At 70.9% G+C, this 18,074-nt stretch carries 20 protein-coding genes; 12 read left to right on the top strand and 8 right to left on the bottom strand.

Annotated elements, in window-relative coordinates; genetic code table 11:
* Nucleotides 1–61 precede the first annotated feature (61 nt).
* The 5 genes from JYK18_RS44495 to JYK18_RS44515 all read left to right on the top strand — a co-directional run bounded on the left by JYK18_RS44495 (nt 62) and on the right by JYK18_RS44515 (nt 2,486).
* A complete protein-coding gene (locus JYK18_RS44495) occupies nt 62–706 on the top strand; it encodes a TetR/AcrR family transcriptional regulator (RefSeq protein WP_206810289.1) in 645 nt (214 codons plus the stop codon).
* Nucleotides 706–1,011 (top strand): DUF6204 family protein, encoded by a 306-nt coding sequence (locus tag JYK18_RS44500; RefSeq protein ID WP_206810291.1) that lies wholly within the window; start codon nt 706–708, stop codon nt 1,009–1,011. Before JYK18_RS44495 ends, JYK18_RS44500 begins: the two co-directional genes overlap by 1 nt.
* 77 nt (nt 1,012–1,088) lie before the next feature.
* Nucleotides 1,089–1,451 carry a helix-turn-helix transcriptional regulator gene (locus JYK18_RS44505; protein WP_206810292.1) on the top strand — a complete coding sequence of 121 codons (363 nt, stop codon included), beginning with the start codon at nt 1,089–1,091 and terminating at the stop codon, nt 1,449–1,451.
* Nucleotides 1,448–1,924 (top strand): SRPBCC family protein, encoded by a 477-nt coding sequence (locus tag JYK18_RS44510; protein WP_206810293.1) that lies wholly within the window; start codon nt 1,448–1,450, stop codon nt 1,922–1,924. The genes JYK18_RS44505 and JYK18_RS44510 overlap by 4 nt, the downstream gene beginning before the upstream one ends.
* A gap of 1 nt (nt 1,925) precedes the next feature.
* Entirely contained in the window at nt 1,926–2,486 is a 561-nt protein-coding gene (locus JYK18_RS44515; RefSeq protein WP_206810294.1) for a TIGR03086 family metal-binding protein, read from the top strand.
* Nucleotides 2,487–2,596: 110 nt separating this feature from the next.
* On the opposite strand, the gene JYK18_RS44520 is transcribed toward JYK18_RS44515, so the two are convergent.
* A complete protein-coding gene (locus JYK18_RS44520; RefSeq protein ID WP_206810295.1) occupies nt 2,597–3,550 on the bottom strand; it encodes a sporulation protein in 954 nt (317 codons plus the stop codon).
* Nucleotides 3,551–3,622: 72 nt separating this feature from the next.
* On the bottom strand, nt 3,623–4,291 hold the full coding sequence (locus tag JYK18_RS44525) for an FCD domain-containing protein (RefSeq protein WP_206810789.1): 669 nt from the start codon (nt 4,289–4,291) through the stop codon (nt 3,623–3,625).
* 125 nt (nt 4,292–4,416) lie between these two features.
* Here JYK18_RS44525 and JYK18_RS44530 point away from each other — a divergent pair, with 125 nt between their 5' ends.
* The 3 genes from JYK18_RS44530 to JYK18_RS44540 all read left to right on the top strand — a co-directional run bounded on the left by JYK18_RS44530 (nt 4,417) and on the right by JYK18_RS44540 (nt 8,026).
* Nucleotides 4,417–4,914 (top strand): gluconokinase, encoded by a 498-nt coding sequence (locus JYK18_RS44530; RefSeq protein ID WP_206810296.1) that lies wholly within the window; start codon nt 4,417–4,419, stop codon nt 4,912–4,914.
* On the top strand, nt 4,911–6,284 hold the full coding sequence (locus JYK18_RS44535) for a gluconate:H+ symporter (RefSeq protein WP_206810297.1): 1,374 nt from the start codon (nt 4,911–4,913) through the stop codon (nt 6,282–6,284). Before JYK18_RS44530 ends, JYK18_RS44535 begins: the two co-directional genes overlap by 4 nt.
* Before the next feature lie 95 nt (nt 6,285–6,379).
* A complete protein-coding gene (locus JYK18_RS44540) occupies nt 6,380–8,026 on the top strand; it encodes an alpha/beta hydrolase (RefSeq protein ID WP_242584600.1) in 1,647 nt (548 codons plus the stop codon).
* Here the strand turns inward: JYK18_RS44540 and JYK18_RS44545 are convergent.
* Nucleotides 7,962–8,885, bottom strand: a complete 924-nt coding sequence (locus JYK18_RS44545) for a LysR family transcriptional regulator (protein WP_206810298.1) — start codon at nt 8,883–8,885, stop codon at nt 7,962–7,964. The genes JYK18_RS44540 and JYK18_RS44545 overlap by 65 nt on opposite strands.
* Nucleotides 8,886–8,967: 82 nt before the next feature.
* On the opposite strand from JYK18_RS44545, the gene JYK18_RS44550 reads away from it, so the two are divergent.
* Nucleotides 8,968–10,179: an MFS transporter gene (locus JYK18_RS44550; protein ID WP_206810299.1), complete on the top strand. Its 1,212-nt coding sequence runs from the start codon at nt 8,968–8,970 to the stop codon at nt 10,177–10,179.
* Here JYK18_RS44550 and JYK18_RS44555 read toward each other — a convergent pair.
* On the bottom strand, nt 10,176–11,006 hold the full coding sequence (locus tag JYK18_RS44555; protein ID WP_307796359.1) for a PaaX family transcriptional regulator C-terminal domain-containing protein: 831 nt from the start codon (nt 11,004–11,006) through the stop codon (nt 10,176–10,178). The genes JYK18_RS44550 and JYK18_RS44555 overlap by 4 nt on opposite strands.
* A gap of 95 nt (nt 11,007–11,101) precedes the next feature.
* Here JYK18_RS44555 and JYK18_RS44560 point away from each other — a divergent pair, with 95 nt between their 5' ends.
* The 3 genes from JYK18_RS44560 to JYK18_RS44570 are packed head-to-tail and all read left to right on the top strand — an operon-like array spanning nt 11,102 to nt 14,779.
* Entirely contained in the window at nt 11,102–11,989 is an 888-nt protein-coding gene (locus tag JYK18_RS44560; RefSeq protein ID WP_206810301.1) for an amidohydrolase family protein, read from the top strand.
* 26 nt (nt 11,990–12,015) lie between these two features.
* Entirely contained in the window at nt 12,016–13,323 is a 1,308-nt protein-coding gene (locus tag JYK18_RS44565; protein ID WP_206810303.1) for an MFS transporter, read from the top strand.
* Between the two features lie 13 nt (nt 13,324–13,336).
* Nucleotides 13,337–14,779, top strand: coding sequence for a long-chain fatty acid--CoA ligase (locus JYK18_RS44570; RefSeq protein WP_206810306.1), 1,443 nt, complete (start codon nt 13,337–13,339; stop codon nt 14,777–14,779).
* 45 nt (nt 14,780–14,824) lie between these two features.
* Here JYK18_RS44570 and JYK18_RS44575 read toward each other — a convergent pair whose 3' ends face one another.
* From JYK18_RS44575 to JYK18_RS44590, 4 genes are all read right to left on the bottom strand, one after another.
* Nucleotides 14,825–15,166 carry a hypothetical protein gene (locus JYK18_RS44575; protein ID WP_206810307.1) on the bottom strand — a complete coding sequence of 114 codons (342 nt, stop codon included), beginning with the start codon at nt 15,164–15,166 and terminating at the stop codon, nt 14,825–14,827.
* Between the two features lie 108 nt (nt 15,167–15,274).
* Entirely contained in the window at nt 15,275–15,841 is a 567-nt protein-coding gene (locus JYK18_RS44580) for a bifunctional 2-polyprenyl-6-hydroxyphenol methylase/3-demethylubiquinol 3-O-methyltransferase UbiG (RefSeq protein WP_206810308.1), read from the bottom strand.
* Nucleotides 15,786–17,171 carry an MFS transporter gene (locus JYK18_RS44585; RefSeq protein WP_206810793.1) on the bottom strand — a complete coding sequence of 462 codons (1,386 nt, stop codon included), beginning with the start codon at nt 17,169–17,171 and terminating at the stop codon, nt 15,786–15,788. The genes JYK18_RS44580 and JYK18_RS44585 overlap by 56 nt, the downstream gene beginning before the upstream one ends.
* A gap of 158 nt (nt 17,172–17,329) precedes the next feature.
* Entirely contained in the window at nt 17,330–17,971 is a 642-nt protein-coding gene (locus tag JYK18_RS44590) for a TetR/AcrR family transcriptional regulator (protein WP_206810309.1), read from the bottom strand.
* Nucleotides 17,972–18,074 lie beyond the last annotated feature (103 nt).

Raw genomic sequence — 18,074 nt, forward strand, 5'->3', positions numbered from 1 at the left:
CCTATCGTCTCGACTAATAATGGAGTCGACTCCAAAAATAGAGTGTGCTTGAATCTTGGGCATGAGAGAAGGCTTGCGCGAACGCAAGAAGCGGCTGACCCGTCGGCGGATCGCCGACGTGGCGCTCGGCCTGTTCGTCGAGCGCGGGTTCGACCAGGTGACCATCGCCGAAGTGGCCGAGCGGGCGGACGTCTCGGTGAACACCGTCTACAACTACTTCGCCACCAAGGAGGACCTGGTGCTGCCGCCGGACCAGGCCTCGCCGGACCGGCTGGCCGACATCGTCCGTGGCCGGGGCGCCGGGGAATCGGCGGCGGTGGCGGTGCTCGGGCGGCTGCGTGACGAGGTGCGCCGCCGCGATCGGGTGGTCGGGCTGACCGAGGGGTTCGGCCGGGTGCTGGCGATGATGCTCGCCGCGCCCACGCTGGCCGCGCGGCTGGAGGACGTGAGCGGCCAGATGGTGCGGAACCTCGCCGCGCTGCTCGCCGAGGAGACCGGCGCCACCGAGGGGGACCCGGTGCCGCGGCTGGTGGCCGGGCAGATCGGCTGGTTCCACGGCGTGGTGTTCGGGGAGATCGGGCAGCGGACCGTGGCCGGTGAGGACCCCGAGTCGATCGCCGCCGCCGCGCTGACCCTGCTCGACGAGATCGAAGCACTGCTCGGGACGCGGGTGCTGACCTATGCCGTGCGCACGGAGGAGGAGTGATGAGCCAGGACGTGTTCCGCGTGACCATCCGCGGCAAGTTCGACGGGCTGACCGACGAGCAGCGGGCCGATCTCGCCGAGCGCGGGGGACAGCTGATGTTCTCCGAGGAGGGCACGTTCACCCACGACGCGAACGTCACCGTGTTCACCTTCCGCTGCCAGGTCCCGGCGCGGCCCGATGACGACGATCGCGCGGCGAAGGGACGCGCGCTCGCCGCACTGGACGCGCACGGGCTGCCGTACCGGGACGTGACCGTCGCGGTGACCGACCTGCGCGACATCCGGATCCGCCGCAAGGGGCGCTGAGTTACTCAACTGATTGGTTGACAACACCGGCGGGGCCGGGCTAGGTTCTTATTCAACCGAACAGTTGAGGAAAGCGAATGGACGAGGCTTCGGCACAGCTCAACCGGGTGTTCGCGGCACTGGCCGACCCCACCCGGCGCGATCTGGTGGCCCGGCTGTCCGTCGCCGACGCGACCGTCGGCGAACTGGCGGAGCCGTACGAGATGAGCCTGCAGGCGGTCTCGAAGCACGTGAAGGTGCTCGAGGAAGCCGGGCTGGTCACGCGCAGCAAGGACGCCCAGCGGCGGCCGGTCCACCTGGACGCGGCCGTGTTCGACCTGATGACCAAGTGGATCGAGCGGTACCGGCGGCAGGTCGAGGAGCGCTACCAGCGCCTCGACGACGTGCTGGCCGAGATGGCCGACGACGACCTCAGAACCCCCGAAAAGGACGCCTCATGACCGAGACCACGATCAACGCGGACCCGAAGGTGCCGACGATCGAGATCGTCCGCGACTTCGGCGCGACGCCCGACCGCGTCTTCCGCGCCCACGTCGACCCCGAGATCTACGCCCGCTGGATCGGGCCGCGCTCGATGACCACGCGGGTGCTGCGGTGGGAAGCCAAAACCGGCGGCGCGTGGGCCTTCGCCAACGACCGCGACGGCGAGGAGGTCGCCTCCTTCTTCGGCAGCTTCCACGAGGTGCGGCCGGACGAGCGGATCGTGTGGACCTTCACCTACGAGGGCCAGCCCGACGGTGTGTCGCTGGAGACGCTGACCTTCGAGGACCTCGGTGACGGGCGCACGCGGTTGAGGACGTTGAGCGTGGTGTCCGACTTCGCTACCCGTGACGCCATGCTGGCCAGCGGCATGGACGTGGGCGTCAACGAGGGTTACGACAAGCTCGACGAGCTGCTGGCGAAGGAGGCCTGAAATGGAATCCAAGGGACCGGCCCAGCAGCACGCCCTCGACGCGGCCCGCTTCACCGAACTCGTCGAGTCGGCCTCGGCGGGGGACTGGTCGCGGCCCAGCCCGGTCGCGGAGTGGACGGCCCTCGACATCGTGAAGCACTTGGTCGAGTGGTCGCGCGGATTCCTGACCGGGGCCGGGATCGAGCTGCCCGCGCTGGACGTGGCGGCCGATCCGGTGGGGGCGTGGAAGCAGCACGTCAGCGACATCCAGGCGATCCTCGACGAACCCGCCGGGCGGGTGCTGCGCAACCAGCACACCGGTGAACTGCCGGTGGAACAGGCGATCGACCAGTTCTACACCGTCGACGTGTGGATGCACTCGTGGGACCTGGCGAAGGCGCTCGGCCGGGAGCCGGACCTGGGTGAGGAGCGCAGTGCCGCCGCGCTGGCGGGCATGGAGCCGATGGAGCACCTGCTGCGTGACAGCGGGCAGTTCGGCGCGGCCGTGCCGGTCGACGGGGACGCCCCGGCGCAGGACCGGCTGATGGCGTTCATCGGCCGCGATCCCGCCTGGACGCCCTGAGGGGTGGACACGAAGGTGGCTTGTCGGGAACGCCCCGAAAGCCACCTTCGTGTCCTGGGGGCACCGAAGCGCCCCGAAGCCACCTCCGTGGCCTTTTGGGTCCTGGGCGGCTACTCCTCGCCGAAGTCGCCCATCTCGCCCAGGTCGCCCATCTCGTCGAAGACCTCGCCGAGCACCATGCCGCCGACCACACCGGCCGCCACGCCACCGACGACGGCTCCCATGCCGGGACCGCCACGCGCGTGGTGGCCGTACTCGTCGTGATGCCCGTGGTGACCGTAGTGATCCGAGGGCCTGCTCTCGGCCACCCGGCTCAGCCACTGCCCGACCAGCTCCGCCCAGTTCACCCGCTCGGCTTCCTCGTGCGGGTAACCGAACCGCCCGAACGCGTCGCCACCAGAGCGGAACATGCCGCCGCGCTTGTCCGCCTCCAGCACCACGTGCAGCTCGTGCGGGGTGGCCACGAAGGTCAGCTCGACCTCGTTGATCCGGCCGGCGAACTCCCGCGGCGGGGAGAACTCCAGCTCCTGGAAGCAGTCCAGCCGCTGCGGCACCCCGTGCAGCCTGCCCACCTCGACATCCGCGCTGTGGAACTGGAAACCCAGCTCGCCGAACGCGTCGAGCACCGCCTCCTGCGAGGGCAGCGGGTGCACCGCGACCGGGTCGAGGTCACCCTTGTCCGGCGCCCCGGCGATGACCAGCTCGGTGCGCACGCCGACCACCATGCCGCGCAGCTGCGCCGAACCCACCGCGGTGACCGGGGTTTCCCACGGCACCGGCAGTTCGAACGGCACGTCCATCGCCTCACCGGCGGCCACGCGCACGTCCTGGCGCACCACCACCCGGTGGAACTCCGCGGCGCCGACGCGCTCGCGGTCGTGGTGCTCGGCCTCCACCCTGGTCACCAGCGACAGCTCGATGCGATCGATCTTCGCCTCGTGCTTGCCGCCCTGGATGCGTACCTGGCCGGTGATCGTGCCGCCGGGTACCGCGGCGGGGGAGTCGAGCACGGTGTCGACCGACGGCCCGCCGACGCCGAAGGCGCTCAGCATCCGTTTGAACATCGGGAATTCCTCCGGGAGTGGGAGTGGATCGCGCTGGGAAGGAAAGGCGCAAACCGGACATTAGCAGGCGGCTCAGCCCGACAGTTCCACCATTTCGTCCCGGGCCTGGATGACGATGTCGCGCATCGCGCGCTCGGCGCGGTCCGGCTCGCCGCGATCCACCGCGAGCGCCACTTCCTGGTGCAGCGCCACGGCTTCCGGCTGCGGTTCGGGCGGCATCAGCCCGTGCCCGGTCCGCCCGGTGAGCACCTCGGCCACCACCGCGGAGAGCTGCGAGAACATCGGATTGCCCGACGCGGACAGCAGCAGGTCGTGGAAGTCGATGTCGTGCCCGAGGAACGTGGTCAGGTCGCGGGCCTTCGCGGTGCTCGCCAGCCGTGAGCCGAGCGCGCGCAGCTGACCGCGTTGTTCCGGGGTGGCGCGCAGGGCGGCGAACCGGGCGGCACTCGGCTCGATCGCGGACCGCAGTTCGGTCAGCGTGCGCAGCGCGGTCTGCCGCTGCGGGCCGTCGAGCTGCCAGCGGATCACCCGCGGGTCGTAGTGGTTCCACTCGGCGTGCTCCCGCACGGTGACGCCGACGCGGCGCTTGCTGGAGGTCAGCCTCATCGTCTCCAGCGCGCGCACCACTTCCCGCGCGACCGTGCGCGACGCGCCGTAGCGGACCTGGAGTTCTTCCAGGCGCAGCACCGAACCCGGGGGCAGCTCGCCGCCGGCGATCGCGGTGCCCAGCTCGTCCAGCATCTTCGAGTGCACCCCGTCGGCCATGCGGTGACCGTACCGCACTGACTCGATTAAGTAGTACCTTTCACTTGATTAAGTAGTACCTATTGGGTCTACTCTCCTCCGCGGACAAGGAGGTCACTTCCATGGCGGTCATCGTGGTGATGGGCGTGGCGGGCGCGGGCAAGAGCACCATCGGCACCGCGCTGGCCGGGCACCTTGGCGTCGAATACGCCGAAGCCGACGAGTTCCACCCGGCGTCGAACATCGCGAAGATGACTTCCGGTGTCCCGCTCACCGACGACGACCGGTGGCCGTGGCTCGAGTCCATCGCGGACTGGATCGGCGCGCACGCCGGAACCGGCGGCGTGGTCACCTGCTCGGCGCTGAAGTACGAGTACCGCGACGTGCTGCGGGGCGGGGGACCGGTCTGGTTCCTGCACCTCGACGGCGTCCGCGCCCTGCTGGCCACCCGGATGGGTGGTCGTTCCGGCCACTTCATGCCCCCGTCGCTGCTCGACTCGCAGCTGGCCGATCTCTCCCCGCTGCGCCCGGACGAGCACGGGTACACCCTCGACATCGGCGCCCCGCCGGACGAGCTCGTCGAAGCCGCGATCACCGCCTATCGGAAGGACCACCCGTGAACACACTCGCCGCGGCCGCCGGCGGCCACGACCTCCGCCTGCTCGGCGCCACCGTGCTGGCGATCGCGCTGATCGTGGTGCTGATCACCAAGCTGAAACTGCACCCGTTCCTCGCGCTGATCCTCAGTTCCGGGGTGCTCGGCCTGGTCGCGGGCATGCCGGTGGACAAGCTGATCAAGAGCTTCAGCGGCGGCGTCGGCTCGACCGTGGCCTCGGTCGGCGTGCTGATCGCGCTCGGCGCGATGCTCGGCAAGCTGCTCGCCGACTCCGGCGGGGCCGAGCAGATCGTGGACACCATCATCTCCCGGTCGGGGCCGAAGCTGCTGCCGTGGGCGATGGCACTGGTGGCCGCGCTGATCGGGCTGCCGATGTTCTTCGAGATCGGCCTGGTCATGCTGATCCCGGTGGTGCTGCTGGTGTCGCGGCGCAGCGGGCAGCCGCTGATGCTGCTTGGCATCCCGGCGCTGGCCGGGCTCTCGGTGCTGCACGGCCTGGTCCCGCCGCACCCCGGCCCGCTCGCCGCGGCCGGTGCGCTCAACGCCAACGTCGGCATCACCCTGGCGCTCGGCGTGCTGATCGCCATCCCGACGGTGATCATCGCCGGTCCGCTGTTCGGCAGGCTGGCCGCGAAGCTGGTGCCGGACGCGACGGCGCCGGAGCACCTGATCCCGGAGTCGGTCGGCGACACCGAGGGCAACACGCGCCGCCCCAGCTTCTTCGCCACGGTGGCCACCGTGCTGCTGCCGGTGGTGCTGATGATGGGCAAGGCGCTCGCGGACATCCTGCTGGAGAAGGAGAACCAGGTCCGCCGGGTGCTCGACTTCATCGGTGACCCGCTGGTCGCGCTGCTGGCCGCGGTGCTGGTCGGCATGGTCACCCTCGGCCGGGCCGCCGGGTTCACCCGCGGCCGCATGTCGAGCACGCTGGCCGATTCGCTCGGCCCGATCGCCGGCATCCTGCTGATCGTCGGCGCCGGTGGCGGGTTCAAGCAGACGCTGGTGGACGCGGGCGTCGGGGACGTGATCACCGAACTGGCCACCGGGGCGAACTTCTCGCCGCTGCTGCTGGGCTGGCTGGTCGCGGTGGCGATCCGCCTGGCGACCGGTTCGGCCACGGTGGCCACGGTGTCGGCGGCCGGGATAGTCGCGCCGCTGGCCGCCACCTTGGATCCGGCGCACAGCGCGCTGCTGGTGCTCGCCATCGGGGCGGGCTCGCTGTTCTTCTCGCACGTCAACGACGCCGGTTTCTGGCTGGTGAAGGAGTACTTCGGGATGACGGTGGGGCAGACGGTGAAGAGCTGGTCGATCATGGAGACGGTGATCTCGGTGGTGGCGATCGCCCTCATCCTGCCGCTCGGCGCGATCTTGTAGGGCGGGGTTCCTGGCACGTCCCGGTGGATCGGTCTATATTCGCGATAGTCATCAAAGGTGACTATCACGAATTTGGACCAGTGAGGGAGCCGGTCATGTCGGTCGTGGAGCTGACCACGTTCACCGTCCGCGCGGAGCGCACCGCGGAGATGCTGGCCGCGCGGGCGGGGATGGTCGAGGCGTTCCGCCGGGATCGTCGCGGCTTCCGCGCCGCGCGGCTGGTGCGCGTCGCCGAGCACACCTGGCTGGACTTCGTCGAATGGGACGACGACGCGGCGTGGGACGAGTCGAAGGCCAAGGGCGCCAACCAACCGGAGATCGCCGCGTTCTTCGGGACCATCGACGCGCTCGTCTCCGCCGAACGCGGCGTGCGCTACGACGACGAACCCGGCCGCGTCCGGACGATCGCCTACGGACCGGCGCCGTCGCAGGCGGGGGAGTTGTACCTGCCCGAAGGCGACGGCCCGTTCCCGGTCGCGGTGCTGCTGCACGGCGGCTACTGGGCCGCCATGTTCGACCGCCGCCAGACGACCGCGCTCGCCGACGACCTCGTCGAACAGGGGTACGCGGTCTGGAACGTCGGATACCGCCGGGTCGGTGAGGAAGGCGCGGGCTGGCCCGGCACCTTCGAGGACGTGGCCGCCGCCGTGGACGCCGTGGCCGATCTCGATCCGGTTCTCGACGTCACCCGGGTGGTGGCGATCGGGCATTCCGCCGGGGGCCAGCTCGCCGCGTGGGCGGCCGCGCGGACCGAGCTCCCGGAAGGCGCGCCCGGCGCGAACCCGCGCGTGCCGCTCGCCGGGGCGTTCACCTACGGCGCGCCGCTCGACCTCGAAGCGGCCGACGCCGCTCGCGCCGGAGTGGAGCTGGCCGATCTCGACGCCCCGCCGCCCGCCGGCGCGCCCGCGGCCGCGTGGCCCGAGATCCATCCGGCCGTCGCCGAACGGGCGGGTGAGGGAATGGTGGCGGCACTGCTCGGCGGCCACGCCGACGAGGTGCCCGAGCGCTACGCCCTGGCCTCGCGGGTCGGGTCGCAGGTGCTCGCTGTGCACGGCACCGCCGACGAAGTGGTGCCCGTCAAACACGCGCGGGCCGCGCAGCACGTCGAGATCGACGGCGCCGGGCACTTCGACGTGCTCGACCCGGCCGGGCCCGCGTGGAAGGTGCTCCGCGACGGCGTGGCGGCCCGGTTCGCCGGGCTCACCGTCTACGAACTGCCGCCGGTGGACGTGAACGCGGTGCTCGCCGAGCGCTACGACCTGGACTACCGCTTCACCCGGACTTCCTTGTGGGACATGGAAATCCGCAAGGCGTCGGCACCGGATGTGTACCTGCCCAACGTGGTGCGCCCCGGCAGCGTCGCGAAGTTCGGCGAGGGCGCGGACTTCGTGCGTGTCTCGGACCAAAAGCTTTGGCTGGACCCGTCGCGGTACGGGACCGTCATCGAGCGCGTTCACCTCGACCACCGGGACCAGCGCGCGTTGTTCTACGGGCTGGCCGGGTTCGGCGAACTGCGTGCCGGGACCGGGCAGCCGCTGTTCCACGTCGAGCACTCGGTGACCGGTACCGAGGACCGCCCGCTCAACCGGTGGCGCATCGTGTTCCTCACCGAGACCGTCGATCCCGCGCTGGCCGCGGTGTTCGCGGAGCTGGCGAAGGCGGAGTACCTCCGCGACTTCATCGAGGTGTATCTCCGCGAGCACCTCGGTCTGGAGCCGCGACGGAGAACTCCCGCGCGCTGATCAGCTCCAGCAGGGTGCGCACGGCCGGGCTCGGCGGGTGGCCGGCGCGGGTGGCGATGGTGAACGGCCACACCAGCCCGGTGCCGCTGAGCGGGACGGCGCGCAGGCCGGGCAGCGTCCGGAGGTCCGGGACCACCGCGATGCCCAGGCCCGCGGCCACGTAGGCGGGCACCGTGCGCAGGTCGGCGACCTCGACGATGACCCGGCGCGGGAGGCCGATCGCCTCGAACGCCCGGTCCAGCGCGAGCCGGTTGCCGAACCCGCGCGGGTTGTCCACAAAGGACTCCCCGGCGAGGTCGGCCAGCTCGAGCGAGCGCCGTCCGGCCAGCCGGTGCCCGTCCGGCAGCACCACGACGTACGGGGCCGAGCCCAGCGGCCGGGTGTCGAGCCCGGCCAGGTCCGCCTCGGGCAGGCCGACCAGCGCCACGTCGAGCCTGCCCTGCCGGACGTCCTCGGCCAGGCCGGTCGAGCCGGTGACCGACACCGTGACGTGCAGGTCCACCAGGGGGTACCGCTGGTGGAAGGCGCCGAGCAGGTCGGGCAGGTCGAGCTCGCCGACGCTGGTCAGCGTGCCGATGCGCAGGCTGCCGCGCAGTCCGGCGGAGGCGTCGGCGACCACCTCCCGCGCCCGGTCGACCGCCGCCAGCGCGGCCTTCGCCTCGGGCAGGAACACCGCGCCCGCCGGGGACAGCGCCACCCGTCGCGTCGACCGGTCGAACAGCTTGACGCCCAGCTCGCCCTCCAGCGCCTGGATCGTCGCGGACACGGTGGACTGCACGGCGTAGAGCCGCTGGGCGGCGCGGGTGAAGCTGAGTTCCTCGGCGACGGCGACGAAGTGTTCGAGCTGACGGGTCTCCACGCGAGTAATTATCGCATTCGGCGATGACTGTGACCAAGATTGTTCGTTGGACTTGGATTATCGCTCGGTCCATCGTGGAGGCATGCTCGAAACAGCCCCGCGAACCACCCGGGTGCCGTGGCGGATCAGCCACGGCGCCGGGTTCTGGACCATCGCCGCCGCCTTCGCCGCCGCACTCGCCTTCTCCACCGTGCCGACCCCGCTCTACGTGCTCTACCAGCAGCGCGACGGGTTCCCGACGTTCGTGGTGACCATCGTGTTCGCCGCCTACGCGGTCGGCGTGATGGCCAGCCTCTACCTCGCCGGGCACGTCAGCGACTGGCTGGGCCGCCGCCGGGTGATCCTCGCGGCGACGCTGGCCGAGGCGTTGTCGGCGGCGTTGTTCCTGGCCTGGCCGGAGGTGCCGGGGCTGGTGCTGGCCCGGCTCGTCGGCGGTGCCGGTATCGGCGCGCTGACCGCCACCGCCACCGCGCACCTGTCCGAACTGCGCGCGGTGGCCCGCCCGCGTGAGGACCACGGGCGCGCGGGACTGGTCGCCACCGTGGTGAACATGGGCGGGCTCGCGCTCGGGCCGCTGGTCGGCGGCGTGTTCGCGAGCTACGCGGTGGAGCCGTTGCGGACGCCGTTCGTGTTCTTCCTGGTGTTGCTGCTGGGGCTGGCGATCGCCGTGGCCCTGGTGCCGGAAACCGTGGAACGCGCCGAAGAACGCCCGGCCTACCGCCCGCAGCGCGTGGCCCTGCCGCCGGGTGCGCGGCCCGCGTTCGCCGGGGCGGCGATCGGTGCCTTCGCCGCGTTCGCCATCACCGGGTTGTCGATGGCGCTGACGCCGACCCTGCTGGCGCAGGGACTGCACGAGAACTCCCGGCTGCTGGCCGGGTTCGCCTCGTTCGCGGTGTTCGCCGCGGCGGCTTCGGCCCAGGTGGTCTTCGCCGGGCTGAGCACCAGGACGCAGCTCCGGCTCGGCCTGGCGCTGATGGTCACCGGCCTGGTGGCGTTGCCGGTCGCGGCGAGCACCTCGGTGCTGTGGCTGTTCCTCGCGGGCGGGATCGCGGCCGGGGCGGGAGCCGGGCTGAACATCCGCGCTTCGGTGGCCACCGTGGCCGCGCTCGCCGACCCGCCGTCGCGCGGCGAGGTGCTGGCGGCGCTGTTCCTGGCCGCGTATGCCGGGCTCGTGCTGCCGATCCTGCTCGTCGGGATCGCACTGGTGTGGCTGCCGAGTTCGTCGGCGCTGCTCGGGTTTTCCGTGCTGGAACTGGGTTTGCTCGCCTGGGCGGCGCCGCGGGCACTCCGCTAGGGCGGCCCGACCGGGATCTGGTCCAGCACCTCGTTCGCCAGTGCGCCGCCGGTTTCCTGGTAGCGGGTGGCCAGCCGGTGGAACAACTGCTCGGCGCGGATCGCCGGCCAGTCGGCGGCCAGGTGCTCGGCGGGCAGGTGCGGGTCCTGCCGCACCAGCTGCAGCCAGTCGGTGTGCAGCACCAGCTGGCGCGCCAGGTCGTCGGGCAGGGCGGGCAGCGGGGCCGCGGGCTCCCAGCGGCTGAGGAAGGCGTGGTACCGGGTGGCGATCGCGGCCACGTCGAAGGCGCGGTGCACCAGGTCGGCCGACTCGGTCGGCTTGGTGTGCTGCGCGGTGAACACGTTCACGTGGTCACCGAGGTCCTCGACCAGCGCGGTCACGTCCTTGACGCCCGGCGCGATCCACAGCCCGTTCTGCAGCGGGCCGAAGCCGGCCCAGACCAGCCGTGAGCGCAGGTCGTGGCGATCGCTGCGCCTGCTGTCCGGCAGGGAGAAGCCGACCAGCGTCCAGTTGCCGTCCCAGTCGCGGTTGACCGCGCCGGTGCGCCAGACCCGCCGCTTGCCGTCCTCCAGCACCGCCGCCGCCCGGCTGGTGAGTCCGAAGTAGACCCGGCGGCCGCGGCGGTGGCGGGCGAGCAGGCCCCGGTTGACCATCCTGGTCAGCGTCGAGCGCACCGCCTCCTCGGAGATGCCCACCCTGGCGAACACGTCGATCACGCTGCCCGAGTACACGGCGGTGTCCCGCTCGACCACGTGCAGGCCGAGAAAGCTGAGCATCAGCGACTGCGGCCGGGCCGAGTAGCTCAGCTCGTCGTCGGAAACCGTCACCCCGCCAGCCTAGTTCCCGATCAATGTTGGGCACAATCTTGACGGCCGTCACGACAGCGCCCTATGTTGAGTCGCCAGCGACGGCGGGAGGTGCGGTGGACCTGGGCGAACTGGTGGCCATCGACGTGCACACGCACGCCGAGGTCTCGGCGGACGGGCGGTCCTCGCTGAGCCCGGAACTGCTCGGCGCCTCGGCCGACTACTTCCGGGCGCACGGGCACCGCCAGCCGACGATCCCGGAGATGGCGGCCTACTACCGGGACCGCCGGATGGCCGCGGTGGTCTTCACCGTCGACGCCGAGCACGCCACCGGGCACCCGCGGATCGCCAACGAGGAGATCGCGGCCGCCTGCGCCGAGCACGGCGACGTGCTCATCCCGTTCGCCAGCGTCGACCCGTGGAAGGGGCGCGCCGGCGTTCGCGAGGCGCGGCGGCTGGTCGAGGAGCACGGCGTGCGCGGGTTCAAGTTCCACCCGAGCATCCAGGGCTTCGCGCCGGACGACCGGATGGCCTACCCGCTGTACGAGGCGATCGAGGAACTCGGCGTGCCCGCGTTGTTCCACACCGGACAGACCGGCATCGGCGCCGGCGTGCCGGGTGGCGGCGGGATCCGGCTCAAGTACTCGAACCCGATGCTCGTCGACGACGTGGCCGTGGACTTCCCCGAACTGCGGATCATCCTGGCGCACCCGTCCTTCCCGTGGCAGGACGAGGCGCTCGCGGTGGCCACGCACAAGCCGTACGTCTACATCGACCTGTCCGGCTGGTCACCGAAGTACTTCCCGCCGCAGCTGGTCCGGTACGCCAACTCGCTGCTCAAGGACAAGGTGCTCTTCGGCTCGGACTACCCGGTGCTCACCCCGGACCGCTGGCTGGCCGACTTCGAGAAGCTGGACCTCAAGCCCGAGGTCCGCCCACTGATCCTCAAGCACAACGCGGCGAAGCTGCTGGGCCTCGCCGAAACCGCAGACGGCAAGAGGTAGCACCCCCGACGACGAGGGAGTTCGCCATGACCGAGAGCCCGGCCCACGATCCCGTCCAGCTCCGGCGCGCGGTCGCGTCGAGCTTCCTGGGCAGCCTGATCGAGTACTACGACTTCCTGCTCTACGCCACCGCTTCGGCGGTGGTCTTCGACAAGGTGTTCTTCTCCTCGCTGGACCCGCTCGCGGCCACCGTCGCCAGCCTCGGCACGTTCGCCACCGGTTACGTCGCGCGCCCGCTCGGCGGGGTGCTGTTCGGGCACTTCGGCGACCTGCTCGGCCGCAAGCGGATGCTGCTGCTGACCATGACGCTGATGGGCGTGGCGAGCTTCCTGATCGGCGTGCTGCCGACCTACGCCCAGGCCGGTGCGCTGGCCCCGGTCGGGCTGGTGCTGCTGCGCGTGGTCCAGGGCATCTCGGTCGGCGGGGAGTGGGGCGGCGCGGTGCTGATGTCGGCCGAGCACGCGCGCACCCGGCGCGGACTGTGGGCCAGCTTCACCAACGCCGGCGCGCCCTGCGGCATGGTGCTGTCCACCGGCGCGATGACCGGCACCAGCGCGATCGTCGGCCAGGAGGCCTTCCTCGACTGGGGCTGGCGGATCCCGTTCCTGCTCAGCATCGCGCTGCTGGCGGTCGGCCTGTTCGTCCGGTTGAAGGTGGAGGAGACGCCGGTGTTCCGCGCGGTGGCCGAGTCCGGTGCCCGCCGCCGCGTCCCGGTGCTCGACGTGTTCCGCAAGCACCCGCGGGTCCTCGCGCTCGGGGTGGGGGTCGGGCTGGCGGCGTTCGTCGCGCAGTCGACGCTGACCACCTTCGTGGTGGCCTACGGTGTGCAGGAAGGCCATGCGCGCCAGAGCGTGCTGAACGCGCTGACCATCTCTTCGGCGTGCGCTGTGGTGGGCATCCTCGCCTGGTCGGCGGCCTCGGACCGGTTCGGCAGGCGGCCGATCGTGGTGGCCGGGGCGCTGGCCATGGGGATCTACGGGTTCGCGTTGTTCCCGCTGGTCGCCACCGGGGACGGCGCGCTGCTGGTGCTCGCGCTGATCGTCGGCCAGGCGGTGATCCACCCGATGATGTACGGCCCGCTGGCCGCGCTGTACACCGAACTGTTCAGCACGGAGAACCGGTACACCGGGGCGTCGCTGGGTTACCAGCTCGCCGGGCTGGGCGCCGGGTTCGCCCCGCTGCTGTTCGCCGAACTCCGGCGCGGGCCGGGCACCGCGGTGATCTCGTGGATCATCGCGGCGTTCTGCGTGCTGACCGTGGTGTGCGTGCTGGCGCTCAAGGAGACCAGCCGCCAGGATCTGAGCGGTGGCGCGGTTCCCGAGCCCGCGTCCTGAGGCGGGAGGCCGGATGCGCGACGAAGGACTGGGTGCCTGGCCGGTGCGGCGGGCGAAGATGTCGCCGGACCGCACCGCGTTCGTCCACGATGGACAGTCGATCAGCTACGCCGAGTTCGCCGGGCGCACCGCCTCGGTGGCGGCGTACCTGGCCGGGCGCGGGGTGTCGGCGGGGGACCGGGTGGCCTACCTCGGCCCGAACCACCCGTCCTTCGCCGAGGCCATGTTCGCCACGCACTCGCTCGGCGCCATCTTCGTCCCGCTCAACTTCCGCCTCACCGAGCCGGAACTGGCTTACGTGCTGGCCGACTCCGGCGCGAAACTGCTGCTCCACGCGCCGGAGTACGCCGACGTGGCCGCCGGGCTGGACGTCGACACCACGGCTTCCTTCCATGCCACGCCGACGGCGATCGACGCCGAGGTGCGGGCCGACGACATCGCGCTGATCCTCTACACCTCCGGCACCACGGGACGCCCCAAGGGCGCGATGCTCAGCCACGCCAACCTGATCTGGAACACCTACAACCTGCTCGTCGGCGTGGACGTCGCCGCGGACGAGGTGACGCTGGTGTCGGCGCCGCTGTTCCACGTCGCCGCGCTCGGGCAGACGCTGCTGCCGACGTTCATCAAGGGCGGCTGCTCGGTGCTGACCGGTTCGTGGGACGTGGATGCCTGCTTCGACCTGATCGAACGGCAGCGCGTCACGATGATGTTCGGCGTGCCGACGATGTTCGCCGCGCTCGCGGCGTCCCCGCGCTGGGCCTCGGCCGACCTGTCGTCGCTGCGGACGCTGATGTGCGGGGGCGCTTCGGTGCCGCTCGCGCTGGTCCGGACCTACCAGGAGCGCGGGCTGGTGTTCTGCCAGGGGTACGGGCTCACCGAGACCGCGCCGGGCGCCACCTTCCTGGAGGCGGGGGAGAGCCTGCGCAAGGCGGGCTCGGCCGGGGTCGAGGTGTTCTTCGGTGAGGCCAAAGTGGACGGTCCACCTGGGGAACCGGGTGAGGTGCTGCTCCGCGGCCCCAACGTTTCCCCCGGCTACTGGAACAACCCCGAGGCGACGAAGGCCGCGTGGACCGAGGACGGCTGGTTCCGCTCGGGCGACATCGCCACGGTCGACGCCGACGGGCACTTCCACGTGGTCGACCGGCTGAAGGACATGTTCGTCTCCGGCGGGGAGAACGTGTACCCGGCCGAGGTGGAAGCGGCGATCTTCGAACACCCGGCGGTGGCCGAGGTCGCTGTGATCGGTGTGCCCGACCCGAAATGGGGCGAGGTGGGCAAAGCGTTCGTGGTGTGCCACCCCGGGGGTGGACTGGCCGAGCGGGAACTGCGGGAGTTCCTGCTCGGCCGGATCGCGAAGTACAAGATCCCGGTCACCGTCGAAGCGGTGGATGCCTTGCCGCGCACCGGATCCGGCAAGATCCGCAAAGCCGAACTGCGCCGGTCGGCCGACTGAGGCCCGCACCGGTGGTGCCGGTGCGGGCCCCCGTCCGTTCTCGGGCTATTCGGGGAGGTCGTAGTCGGCGCTCACCGAAGGCCAGCCGGCCGGGCAGAGGGCCACCGCCGGGTTGCCCGGCTGCTTCCATTCGCTGTAGAAGATCTGCCAGTCAGACCCGCTCGCCGACTTGCAGCGGACGCCCACGCGGAACGCGATGTCGTGGCAGTTGCCCCCAGCCCGGTCGGAGAGCCGCCAGATGGGGTCGCAGTTCGCCATCGCCTGGACCGAGGATTCGACGCTGGTGGTGGCGGCGCTGCTGGTGGTGGCGGTGGCGGTGCCCGCGCCCAGAGCGGCCAGTGCGCCGACCGCCGGCAGCATGGCCAGCGCGAACAGGGATTTCTTCATCTTTCTCCTTCTACCTTGCGGTTGGAGTTCGAAAGTTAAAGATCATCTCTGTCAGGTGGCTGTCGGCGGCCGGTGAAAAGGCGCCCCGCCAGTGAGCGGGGCGCCAGTTCAGAGCCCGAGGCCGTAGACCGACAGCGTCCGGCTGCCGCCGAAGCCGCCGGTCCGGTGCAGCAGGCGCAGGTCCGCCGTGCCCGCCATGATGTCCAGCTCCGCCAGCGGCGGGAACTCGGCGGTCCGGTAGTAGTGCCCGAGCTGCACCGGCATCGTCGGCGTCTCGATGATCACCACACCGTCGTCGACGATGTGGTCGGCGGCGGTCATCAGCAGTTCGATCTGCGCGCGCAGGGTGTAGAGCTGCGCCAGCGCCGACGGTTCGACCAGTACCGCGCCGAACACGTCCTCGAGGCACTCGCGCCGCAGGTCGGCGTGCACGAAGTAGACCGACTCGGCACCCGGCATGCTCGCCGCGTACTCGATCGCCGTGGGGGATTCGTCGACGACGAAGACGTTGAACCCCGCCGCGGCCAGCGCGCGCGCCGGTCCGTCCGGGTTCGCGCCCAGCTCCAGGATGGTGCGGTCGGGAACCCAGTGCTGGTAGAAGGCGATGGTGTGCCGCGCGTCATCGCCGAGGGGCCTGGGTTCGAGTGTCGTGGTGCGCAGGTGGTGTAATGACATCGGGCAACCTGTCGTCCGGGGCCGGGGAACCGAGCTCGCCTGTGTTTCCCGTACCTACGGGTGACCCGCCCGTTTCGTTCACTCCCAGCTGTTCGGTCGGCACCTGGCGCGTCTCGCGCGCGGTCGCCGCGGCACCGGCGGCGAGCAGGCAGACCGCCGCGGTGAAGATCGCCACGCCCAGCCAGTCGTCCTTGCCGGAGCCGATCGCGGCCACCACGCTCGGCGCGAACCCCGCCACCGCGAAGCCGATCTGGGTGCCGATGGCCATCCCGGAAAGGCGCACCCGCGCGCTGAACATCTCGCCGTAGAAGGCGGGCCACACGCCGTTGACCCCGCTGTAGACCACGCCGAACAGCAGCAGGCCCAGTGGGAAGATCAGGGCGAACTGCCCGGCCGAGATCGACCACAGGTACGGGAAGATCAGCACCCCGCAGCCGAGGCAGCCGCCGATGAACACCGGTTTGCGGCCGATCCGGTCGGCCAGCCCGGCCAGCGCCGGGATCGCCGCCAGCGCCAGCACGTTGGCCAGCACCCCGACCCACAGCATCGGCGTGCGCTCCAGCCCGACCGTGTTCACCGCGTAGCTCAGCGCGTAGACGGTGAAGATCGTGCTGACCGAGGCGATGGTGGCCGCGACGACCACGCGCAGCACGTCGGCCCAGTGGTCGCGGAACAGCACCGCGACCGGCAGCTTGGCCACCTCGGCGCGTTCGAACACCGGCGTCTCGTCGAGCTTGCGCCGGATCACGAAACCGACGATGACCACCAGCGCGCTGGCCCAGAACGGCACGCGCCAGCCCCACGAGAGCAGCTGGTCCTCCGGCATCGCGGCGATCGGCAGGAACACCGCGGTGGCCAGGATCTGGCCGGCCTGGGTGCCGCTGAGGGTGAAGCTGGTGTAGTAGGCGCGCCGGTGTTCGGGCGCGTGTTCCAGCGACATCGAGTTCGCGCTGGCCTGCTCCCCGGCGGCGGACAGACCCTGCAGCAGGCGCAGCACCACCAGCAGGATCGGGGCGAGCACGCCGACGTCGGCGTAGGTCGGCAGGCAGCCGACCGCGAAGGTGGCCACGCCCATCAGCAGCAGCGTGAAGACCAGGACCTTCTTGCGGCCGAAGCGATCGCCGACGTGACCGAGGATCACCGCGCCGATCGGCCGGGCGAGGTAGCCGACGCCGAAGGTGGCCAGCGCCAGCAGCGTGCCGGCGGCGGGGGAGGACGCCGGGAAGAAGATCTTGTTGAACACCAGTGCCGCGGCGGTGCCGTAGATGAAGAAGTCGTAGTACTCGAGCGCGCTGCCGATCCAGGCGGCCAGCGCGGCCTTGCGTGGCATGCCTTGTGCAGGGGTCACTTCGGGCTCCTGAAGTCCGTGCTCCGTTGCTCAGACACAGCGGGGGCGGGGTAATGAACCATCTAGTTAGTTAACACAGGCTGGACAACGGCGCCCCCGATGTCAAGGGTGCGCGGGGAGGTCGCCGCCGGGACGGGCGGTCAGGCGGTGAGGTAGTTGATCACCAGGTCGCCGAGCAGGCGCCGCTGGTGCTCCCGGCGCTGCGGGTCCAGCAGGTCCCGGTCGAAGATGGCGGCGAAGGTGTGCCGGTTCGCCAGGCGGAACACGCAGTACGAGCTGATCACCATGTGGATGTCCAGCGCGTCGGCGTCGGCGCGGAACCGGCCGGCCGCGCGCCCGCGGGACAGGATGCGCGTGAGCACGTCGAGCGCGGGATTGGCCAGTCCGGACAGCACCTCCGAGCGCGCGATGTGCTCGGCCCGGTGGATGTTCTCGATGCTGACCAGCCGGATGAAGTCCGGGTGCGCCTCGTGGTGGTCGAAGGTCAGCTCCGCGAGCTGGCGGATGGCGTCCTCCGGCTCGAGGTGCTCGACGTCCAGCTGCTGCTCCAGCGCCCGGATCGCCGAATAGGCCTGTTCGAGCACGGCGACGTAGAGCTGTTCCTTGCCGCCGAAGTAGTAGTAGATCATCCGCTTGGTGGTGCTGGTCCTGGCGGCGATCTCGTCCACCCTGGCCCCGGTGTAGCCCTTGTCGGCGAACTCGCTGGTGGCCACCGCGAGGATGTCGGCGCGGGTCCGTTCCTTGTCGCGCTGCCGCTCGACGTCGGACGACGGTGCGGCCACCGGGTTGCCTCCGATTCGTGAGCGGACCACCCAACTCTAACCCAGTCCCCTTTCCGGGTGCCGGACCCCGCGCTACAGTGAACTCACCAGTTAGTACATTAAT

The sequence above is a fragment of the Amycolatopsis sp. 195334CR genome, from assembly GCF_017309385.1.
GTDB lineage: Bacteria > Actinomycetota > Actinomycetes > Mycobacteriales > Pseudonocardiaceae > Amycolatopsis.

Coding starts and splice junctions, on each gene's coding strand:
- JYK18_RS44580 (WP_206810308.1), bottom strand. CDS start 15,841: ATGTCATTACACCACCTGCGCACCACGACACTCGAACCCAGGCCCCTC.
- JYK18_RS44500 (WP_206810291.1), top strand. CDS start 706: ATGAGCCAGGACGTGTTCCGCGTGACCATCCGCGGCAAGTTCGACGGG.
- JYK18_RS44495 (WP_206810289.1), top strand. CDS start 62: ATGAGAGAAGGCTTGCGCGAACGCAAGAAGCGGCTGACCCGTCGGCGG.
- JYK18_RS44515 (WP_206810294.1), top strand. CDS start 1,926: ATGGAATCCAAGGGACCGGCCCAGCAGCACGCCCTCGACGCGGCCCGC.
- JYK18_RS44575 (WP_206810307.1), bottom strand. CDS start 15,166: ATGAAGAAATCCCTGTTCGCGCTGGCCATGCTGCCGGCGGTCGGCGCA.
- JYK18_RS44525 (WP_206810789.1), bottom strand. CDS start 4,291: ATGCTGGACGAGCTGGGCACCGCGATCGCCGGCGGCGAGCTGCCCCCG.
- JYK18_RS44520 (WP_206810295.1), bottom strand. CDS start 3,550: ATGTTCAAACGGATGCTGAGCGCCTTCGGCGTCGGCGGGCCGTCGGTC.
- JYK18_RS44550 (WP_206810299.1), top strand. CDS start 8,968: ATGCTCGAAACAGCCCCGCGAACCACCCGGGTGCCGTGGCGGATCAGC.
- JYK18_RS44570 (WP_206810306.1), top strand. CDS start 13,337: ATGCGCGACGAAGGACTGGGTGCCTGGCCGGTGCGGCGGGCGAAGATG.
- JYK18_RS44510 (WP_206810293.1), top strand. CDS start 1,448: ATGACCGAGACCACGATCAACGCGGACCCGAAGGTGCCGACGATCGAG.
- JYK18_RS44505 (WP_206810292.1), top strand. CDS start 1,089: ATGGACGAGGCTTCGGCACAGCTCAACCGGGTGTTCGCGGCACTGGCC.
- JYK18_RS44530 (WP_206810296.1), top strand. CDS start 4,417: ATGGCGGTCATCGTGGTGATGGGCGTGGCGGGCGCGGGCAAGAGCACC.
- JYK18_RS44540 (WP_242584600.1), top strand. CDS start 6,380: ATGTCGGTCGTGGAGCTGACCACGTTCACCGTCCGCGCGGAGCGCACC.
- JYK18_RS44585 (WP_206810793.1), bottom strand. CDS start 17,171: ATGCCACGCAAGGCCGCGCTGGCCGCCTGGATCGGCAGCGCGCTCGAG.
- JYK18_RS44565 (WP_206810303.1), top strand. CDS start 12,016: ATGACCGAGAGCCCGGCCCACGATCCCGTCCAGCTCCGGCGCGCGGTC.